The 7,535-nt window shown below is 66.7% G+C and carries 8 protein-coding genes; 7 read left to right on the top strand and 1 reads right to left on the bottom strand.

Annotation, left to right across the window (positions count from 1 at the left end; translation table 11 throughout):
- The 7 genes from HMPREF3115_RS04240 to hslU all read left to right on the top strand — a co-directional run.
- On the top strand, window positions 1–203 hold a 203-nt coding region (locus HMPREF3115_RS04240), incomplete at its 5' end, for a DUF484 family protein (protein WP_141751631.1).
- Window positions 204–216: 13 nt separating this feature from the next.
- On the top strand, window positions 217–1,137 hold the full coding sequence (gene xerC, locus HMPREF3115_RS04235) for a tyrosine recombinase XerC (protein WP_006402990.1): 921 nt from the start codon (window positions 217–219) through the stop codon (window positions 1,135–1,137).
- 76 nt (window positions 1,138–1,213) lie between these two features.
- Window positions 1,214–2,428, top strand: coding sequence for a class I SAM-dependent rRNA methyltransferase (locus HMPREF3115_RS04230; RefSeq protein WP_070553489.1), 1,215 nt, complete (start codon window positions 1,214–1,216; stop codon window positions 2,426–2,428).
- Between the two features lie 269 nt (window positions 2,429–2,697).
- Window positions 2,698–3,771 carry a CobW family GTP-binding protein gene (locus HMPREF3115_RS04225; protein WP_006409693.1) on the top strand — a complete coding sequence of 358 codons (1,074 nt, stop codon included), beginning with the start codon at window positions 2,698–2,700 and terminating at the stop codon, window positions 3,769–3,771.
- 475 nt (window positions 3,772–4,246) lie between these two features.
- Window positions 4,247–4,663 (top strand): RNA polymerase-binding protein DksA, encoded by a 417-nt coding sequence (gene dksA, locus HMPREF3115_RS04220; RefSeq protein WP_006402995.1) that lies wholly within the window; start codon window positions 4,247–4,249, stop codon window positions 4,661–4,663.
- A gap of 234 nt (window positions 4,664–4,897) precedes the next feature.
- Window positions 4,898–5,434, top strand: a complete 537-nt coding sequence (gene hslV / locus HMPREF3115_RS04215; protein WP_006402996.1) for an ATP-dependent protease subunit HslV — start codon at window positions 4,898–4,900, stop codon at window positions 5,432–5,434.
- A 10-nt stretch (window positions 5,435–5,444) separates the two neighbouring features.
- Window positions 5,445–6,788, top strand: coding sequence for an ATP-dependent protease ATPase subunit HslU (hslU, locus tag HMPREF3115_RS04210; protein ID WP_006402997.1), 1,344 nt, complete (start codon window positions 5,445–5,447; stop codon window positions 6,786–6,788).
- A gap of 93 nt (window positions 6,789–6,881) precedes the next feature.
- On the opposite strand, the gene HMPREF3115_RS04205 is transcribed toward hslU, so the two are convergent.
- Window positions 6,882–7,424: a response regulator transcription factor gene (locus HMPREF3115_RS04205; protein WP_006402999.1), complete on the bottom strand. Its 543-nt coding sequence runs from the start codon at window positions 7,422–7,424 to the stop codon at window positions 6,882–6,884.
- Window positions 7,425–7,535: the final 111 nt, after the last annotated feature.

Genomic DNA, 7,535 nt, shown 5'->3' with positions numbered 1-7,535 from the left:
CGCCGGCCGGAGACGGTGCGGCCGCATCGGTCGCGCTGCTCGCGCTGCGCGCGCCGCAGGCCGGCGCCGACGCGCCCGCGTTCGGCCTGCTCGTACTTGGCTCGCCCGATCCGCGCCGCTTCCACGACGGCATGGCGACCGACTTCCTCGCGCAGATCGCGACGCTCGCGAGCGCCGCGCTCACGCGCCTGCTGCCGCACTGATGCCCCGCTCGCGATGACCGACGATCCGATCGCCGCCTACCTGTCGAACCTGAAGCACGTCAGGCAGTTGTCGGAACACACGCTGCGCGCGTATACGCACGAACTCGACGAGCTGAAGAAACTCGCCGCCGGCCGCCCGCTCGACACGCTGGTCGCGGCCGACATACGCGGCGCCGTCGCGCGTGCGCATGCGGGCGGGCTGTCGGCGCGATCGATCTCGCACCGGCTGTCCGCGTGGCGCGCGTTCTACCGCTGGCTCGCGCAGCGCGTCGAGATGCCGGCGAATCCGGTCGCCGCGGTGCGCGCGCCGAAGCGGCCGAAGACGCTGCCGAAAGCGCTGTCGGTCGACGATGCCTCCGCGCTGATGGACGCGCCGCTCGCCGATACGACCGAAGGCATCCGCGATCACGCGATCCTCGAGCTGTTCTATTCGTCGGGCCTGCGCCTCGCCGAGCTGATCGGCCTCGACGTCGCGTATACGCAGACCGGCGATTACCGGTCGGCCGGCTGGCTCGATCTCGCCGAAGCGGAAGTGACCGTGCGCGGCAAGGGCAACAAGGAGCGCAAGGTGCCGGTCGGCCGCAAGGCGATCGACGCGCTGAACGCGTGGCTCGCGGTGCGCGGCGAATTCGTGAAGCACGATCCGCATCCGCTGTTCCTGTCGGTGCGCGGCAACCGGATGTCGCCCGGCGTCGTGCGCGAGCGCGTGAAGCGCGCGGCACTCGCCGCCGGCATTCCCGCGCACGTGCATCCGCACGTGCTGCGCCATTCGTTCGCGACGCACGTGCTGCAGTCGAGCGGCGACCTGCGCGCGGTGCAGGAGCTGCTCGGCCATGCGAGCGTCTCGGCGACGCAGGTGTACACGTCGCTCGACTTCCAGCATCTCGCGAAGATTTACGACAGCGCGCATCCGCGCGCGAAGAAGCGCGACTGACGCGCGTTCCGTGTTATCCGCCGCGCGCGGCGACCGGCGACGGTCGGCTCCGCCCGCGGCCCATTTCGAATTCATCATGCAAACCGTCACACTGAAGCCGTCCAAGGAAAAATCGCTGCTGCGCCGCCATCCGTGGATCTACGCGAACGCGATCGACCGCGTCGACGGCAAGCCCGCGCCGGGCGCGACGGTCGTCGTGCGCGCGCACGACGGCCGCTTTCTCGCGCGCGGCGCGTACAGCCCGCAATCGCAGATCCGCGTGCGCGTATGGAGCTTCGACGAGAACGAGCCGATCGATCACGCGTTCTTCAAGCGCCGCGTGCAGCGCGCGGTCGCGCACCGCACCGCGATGGTGTCGGGCACCGGCGCCGTGCGCCTCGTGTTCGGCGAGGCCGACGGGCTGCCGGGCCTGATCGTCGACCACTACGTGGCGGACACCGCCGAAGCCGGCGCCGCGCCGCGCGGCCAACTCGTCTGCCAGTTCATGGCCGCGGGCGTCGAAGCGTGGAAGGACGCGATCGTCGCGGCGCTGGTCGGCGCGACCGGTTGCCCGAACGTCTACGAGCGCTCGGACGTATCGATCCGCGACAAGGAAGGGCTCGAACAGACGACCGGCGTGCTGGCCGGCGACGCGCCGCCCGCGACGCTGATCGTCGACGAAAACGGCGTGCGCTATCACGTCGACGTGCCGAATGGCCACAAGACCGGCTTCTACGTCGATCAGCGCGACAACCGCGCGCTCGTTGCGCAGCATGCCGCGGGCCGCGACGTGCTGAACTGCTTCTGCTACACGGGCGGCTTTTCGCTGGCGGCGCTCAAGGGCGGCGCGACGCGCGTCGTGTCGATCGACTCGTCCGGCGACGCGCTTGCGCTCGCGCAGCAGAACGTCGTCGCGAACGGCTTCGATCCGGCGCGCGCGACCTGGCTCGACGCCGACGCGTTCAAGACGCTGCGCCGCCTCGTCGACGAAGGCGAGCGCTTCGACCTGATCGTGCTCGATCCGCCGAAGTTCGCGCCGACGCGCGACAGCGTGGACCGCGCCGCGCGCGCGTACAAGGACATCAACCTGAGCGGGTTGCGCCTGCTGCGTCCGGGCGGCCTGCTGTTCACCTATTCGTGCTCGGGCGCGATCGACATGGATCTGTTCCAGAAGATCGTCGCGGGCGCGGCAGCCGACGCGAAAGTCGACGCGCGGATTTTGAAGCGCCTGGGCGCGGGCGTCGATCATCCGCTGCTCGCCGCGTTCCCGGAAGGCGAATATTTGAAAGGGCTGCTGTTGCAAGTCGTGTAAGCGCCCCGATCTTCGCGCGCGGCGTGCGACGCGGCAGGCCCGGCGGGCCGCTGCCCGCCGCTCGCTGCCCGCCGCTCGCTGCGCGCCATGCAGTCGGACTCGCGACGCACGCGGCGGGCGGCGCATGACGGCTTCATGCTCGCCTCTGTCGTCCGGCCGACCGACGCGGGCTTGACAGATATGTTTCAATGGATGGCTGTGCGCCCCGCTGAGCGGGCGCGTTGCACATCCTGGTTTTGACCCCGATTCACGAACCACAGGCGACCGACATGGCCACTCCCGTCACCATCCTCACCGGCTTCCTCGGCAGCGGCAAGACGACGCTGCTCAAGCGCATCCTGAACGAACATCACGGCATGAAGATCGCCGTGATCGAGAACGAGTTCGGCGAAGAGAACATCGACAACGAGATCCTCGTGCAGGACACGAACGAGCAGATCATCCAGATGAGCAACGGCTGCATCTGCTGCACGATCCGCGGCGATCTGGCGCGCGCGCTCGGCGATCTCGCCGCGAAGAAGCGCGAAGGCAAGCTCGACTTCGACCGCATCGTGATCGAGACGACCGGCCTCGCGAACCCGGGCCCGGTCGCGCAGACCTTCTTCATCGACAGCGAGATCGCCGACGACTTCCTGCTCGACGCGGTGATCACGCTCGTCGACGCGAAGCACGCGAACGCGCAGCTCGACGAGCACGAAGTCGTGCAGCGCCAGGTCGGCTTCGCCGATCGCCTGTTCATCACGAAGTCGGATCTGGTCGACGACGAGACCGTCGCGGGCCTCAAGCACCGCCTGATGCACATGAACCCGAAGGCTACGATCAAGCTCGTGAACTTCGGCGACGCCGACATCAAGGAAATCTTCGACCTGCGCGGCTTCAACCTGAACGCGAAGCTCGAGATCGATCCGGACTTCCTCGCCGAAGACGATCACGCGCACCACGACCACGATCACGACCACGATCACGCGCATTGCGATCACGATCACGGCCAATGCGCGCACGATCACGACCATGGTCACCACAACCATCACCACGCGCACCACGACGACAAGATCAAGTCGTTCGTGTACCGCAACGACCGCCCGTTCGATCCGAACAAGCTCGAGGACTTCCTCGGCGGCATCCTGCAGATCTACGGCGAGCGCATGCTGCGCTACAAGGGCGTGCTGTACATGAAGGGCGTCGATCGCAAGGTCGTGTTCCAGGGCGTGCACCAGATGATGGGCAGCGATCTCGCCGCGAAGTGGCTGCCGGCCGAGAAGAAGACCAACAAGATGGTGTTCATCGGCGTCGACCTGCCGCAGGACCTGATCACCGACGGCCTCGACGCCTGCCTGGCGTAACGCCCGCGCCCTTCGCGCACCGGCGCGGCGCCGCTTTCGGGCGGCGCCCGCGGCCGCTGCCGGGAAGGGTTTTGCCGTCATCGCTTTTTCGCGATTTGCGCGTTATATTTTCTAGATATTGGCGCAGCCGACGGGGATCGACCCGATACGGCGCACGCTTGCGATTCAGTTACAATACGTGCCCGCTGGAGTACGGCAATAACAGGCCCGGTTCTTGCAGAACATCGTCCGGGCATCGCAACCGCGCCGGATCGCCCATCCGCCACCGGCCGCGCCCGATGCGATCTGCCACGCAGCACACCGGTTCGCCGCGCGCGCAGGTCCGCGCCAGGCCTATCCTGGTATTTGAGAACCGGTTTTCCAGAGGCTTTCGGCCCCGCAGCGGCCAATCGCAAATGATTGCAAGCGCAGTTGCGGGTAATCCCAAAGTGCAGGCAATATCTCCTGATTTGCCGCACATTGAAGAAGCAAGCAGATGACGAAGAAACTCTTGACCGAAGCCGAAATCCTGAAGATGAGCGACAAGGATTACATGAATGAGGATCAGCTCGCCTTCTTCAAAGCTCGGCTCGAACAATTGCAGGCGGAAATTCTCCACAACGCCGGCCAGACGACCGAGAACCTTCGCGAGACGGTGATCGTGCCGGACCCTGCCGATCGCGCGACGATCGAGGAAGAGCATGCGCTCGAGCTGCGCACGCGCGACCGCGAGCGCAAGCTGCTCAAGAAGGTCCAGCAGTCGCTCGCCCGCATCGAGTCCGGCGAATACGGCTGGTGCGAGGAAACCGGCGAACCGATCGGCATCCCGCGTCTGCTCGCGCGCCCGACGGCGACGCTGTCGCTCGAGGCGCAGGAGCGCCGCGAGCTGCGCCAGAAGCTGTTCGGCGACTGACCGGGCGACGTTCCGCTCCGACACGCTGCTTCCCGAAAGCGCGCGGCCTGCCGCGCGCTTTTTGTTTTTCGGGCGCCGGTTCGCGCTCGCGCGATTTGCCGCCGCCCCTTGATATCGCGGCGCCCGCCCTAAAATGAAACGGACGCGCGCCGGGCCGCTCCCCGGCGCACTGCGATTCACCCGGCGGCGCGGCGCGCCGCCCGACTCATTCCCCGTTTTTCTCAAGGAACGCAGATGGAGCAATTTCACGGCACGACCATCGTTTCGGTCCGGCGCGGCGACAAGGTCGCGCTCGGCGGCGACGGCCAGGTGACCCTCGGCAACATCGTCATGAAGGGTGGCGCGCGGAAAGTGCGGCGGATCTACAACAACCAGGTTCTGGTCGGATTCGCGGGCGGCACCGCCGATGCGTTCTCGCTGCTCGACCGCTTCGAGGCGAAGCTCGAGAAGCACCAGGGCAATCTGACGCGCGCGGCCGTCGAACTCGCGAAGGACTGGCGCACCGACCGCATGCTGCGCCGCCTCGAGGCGATGCTGATCACGGCCGACGCGAACACGACGCTCGTGATCACCGGCAACGGCGACGTGCTCGATCCGGAAGGCGGCATCTGCGCGATCGGCTCGGGCGGCGCGTATGCGCAGGCCGCCGCGCGCGCGCTCGCGGAGAACACCGAGCTGTCGCCGCGCGAGATCGTCGAAAAGTCGCTCGAGATCGCCGGCGACATGTGCATCTACACGAACCACAACCGCGTCATCGAAACGATCGAGTAAGGACCGTACCATGAGCACCATGACCCCTGCCGAGATCGTCTCGGAACTCGACAAGCACATCATCGGCCAGGCGAAGGCGAAGAAAGCCGTCGCGGTCGCGCTGCGCAATCGCTGGCGCCGCCAGCAGGTCGCCGAACCGCTGCGCCAGGAAATCACGCCGAAGAACATCCTGATGATCGGGCCGACGGGCGTCGGCAAGACCGAAATCGCGCGCCGCCTCGCGAAGCTGGCGGACGCGCCGTTCATCAAGATCGAAGCGACCAAGTTCACCGAAGTCGGCTATGTCGGCCGCGACGTCGACAGCATCGTGCGCGACCTCGTCGAGATTTCGGTCAAGCAGACGCGCGAAAGCGAAATGCGCAAGGTGCGCAGCAAGGCGACCGATCAGGCGGAAGACCGCATCCTCGACATCCTGCTGCCGCAGCCGCGCGCGGTCGGCTTCGGCGGCAACGCCGACCATGCGAACGACGACAACAACGCGACGCGCCAGACCTTCCGCAAGCGCCTGCGCGAAGGCCAGCTCGACGACAAGGAGATCGAGCTCGATCTCGAACAGCCGAGCGTCGGGATGGACATCATGGCGCCGCCGGGCATGGAAGAGATGACCGAGCAGATCCGCTCGATGTTCTCGAACCTCGGCAGCGGCAAGAAGCAGCGCCGCAAGGTGAAGATCAAGGAAGCGCTGAAGCTGCTGACCGACGAGGAAGCGGCGAAGATGCTCAACGACGAGGAAGTGAAGACGAAGGCCGTGCAGAACGTCGAGCAGAACGGCATCGTGTTCCTCGACGAGATCGACAAGATCACGTCGCGCAACAACGAAGGCAGCGGCGGCGAAGTGTCGCGCCAGGGCGTGCAGCGCGACCTGCTGCCGCTCGTCGAAGGCACGACGATCAACACGAAGTACGGGATGGTGAAGACCGATCACATCCTGTTCATCGCGAGCGGCGCGTTCCATCTCGCGAAGCCGAGCGACCTGATCCCCGAACTGCAGGGGCGCTTCCCGATCCGCGTCGAGCTCGACTCGCTGTCGGTGAACGACTTCGAGGCGATCCTGGTCGCGACCGACGCGAGCCTCGTCAAGCAGTACCAGGCGCTGCTCGCCACCGAAGACGTCGAGCTCGAATTCGCGGACGACGGCATTCGCCGCCTCGCGGAAATCGCGTACTCGGTGAACGAGAAGACCGAGAACATCGGCGCGCGACGCCTGTACACGGTGATCGAGAAGCTGCTCGAGGAAGTGTCGTTCTCGGCCGGCAATCACGCCGGCGAGCGCGTGACGATCGACGCGAAGTATGTCGACCGTGCGCTCGGCGAAGTCTCGCAGGACGAGGATCTGTCGCGCTACGTGCTGTAACGCGCGGCGCACCCGACGCACGATGAAACGACGGGCGGCCCTTTGCGGGGCCGCCCGTTTTCCCTGTGGCGCGCGTTGCCGCGACGCGGCCGCTTACTGCCGGACCGGCTTCTTCGCGAGCTTGCGCTGGAGCGTGCGGCGGTGCATGTTCAGCGCGCGCGCGGTAGCCGAGATGTTGTTGTTGTTCTCGGCCAGCACGCGCTGGATGTGTTCCCATTCGAGCCGGTCGACCGACAGCACGACCGGGTTCTCGATCGCTTCCTCGGCCTGTACCTCGCTCGCGTTGGTCTGCAGTGCGGCGAGAATCGACTCGACGTTCGCGGGCTTCGCGAGATAGTTGTCGGCCCCTTCCTTCACGGCCTGCACGGCCGTCGCGATGCTCGCGTAGCCGGTGAGCACGAGAATCCGCGCGTCGGGCTGCAGGTCGCACAGCGGTGCAATCAGGCTCAGGCCCGAATCGTCGCCGAGATGCAGGTCGACGGTGATGAACTGAAATTTGCCCGCCGCGGCGAGCCTGAGCGCCGTCTCCTTGTCGTGCGCCTGCTGGACCGCATAGCCGCGACGCTCGAGGCCGCGTGCAAGCGTGCCCGCGAACACCTCGTTGTCGTCGATCACCAGGAAATTGTTGTCGCTCATAGGTTTCTCTCCGTCTACGTGTGGTTGGAGGCGGCCGCCGGCTGCACCGCGATGCGCGCGACCGGCAGTCGCAACACCGCGCGCGTGCCGCGGCCGCCGGCGGCCGGCCGG

Source organism: Burkholderia sp. HMSC10F09, assembly GCF_001806955.1.
GTDB classification, from domain to species: domain Bacteria; phylum Pseudomonadota; class Gammaproteobacteria; order Burkholderiales; family Burkholderiaceae; genus Burkholderia; species Burkholderia multivorans.
The sequence above is the reverse complement of the archived record's forward strand: the minus strand, read 5'-3'. Positions and strand labels throughout refer to the sequence as shown.

What these genes read in the sequence shown, in the direction of transcription:
- HMPREF3115_RS04230 (WP_070553489.1), top strand. Translation starts at nt 1,214, where the DNA reads ATGCAAACCGTCACACTGAAGCCGTCCAAGGAAAAATCGCTGCTGCGC.
- HMPREF3115_RS04225 (WP_006409693.1), top strand. Translation starts at nt 2,698, where the DNA reads ATGGCCACTCCCGTCACCATCCTCACCGGCTTCCTCGGCAGCGGCAAG.
- hslU (WP_006402997.1), top strand. Translation starts at nt 5,445, where the DNA reads ATGAGCACCATGACCCCTGCCGAGATCGTCTCGGAACTCGACAAGCAC.
- HMPREF3115_RS04205 (WP_006402999.1), bottom strand. Translation starts at nt 7,424, where the DNA reads ATGAGCGACAACAATTTCCTGGTGATCGACGACAACGAGGTGTTCGCG.
- hslV (WP_006402996.1), top strand. Translation starts at nt 4,898, where the DNA reads ATGGAGCAATTTCACGGCACGACCATCGTTTCGGTCCGGCGCGGCGAC.
- dksA (WP_006402995.1), top strand. Translation starts at nt 4,247, where the DNA reads ATGACGAAGAAACTCTTGACCGAAGCCGAAATCCTGAAGATGAGCGAC.
- xerC (WP_006402990.1), top strand. Translation starts at nt 217, where the DNA reads ATGACCGACGATCCGATCGCCGCCTACCTGTCGAACCTGAAGCACGTC.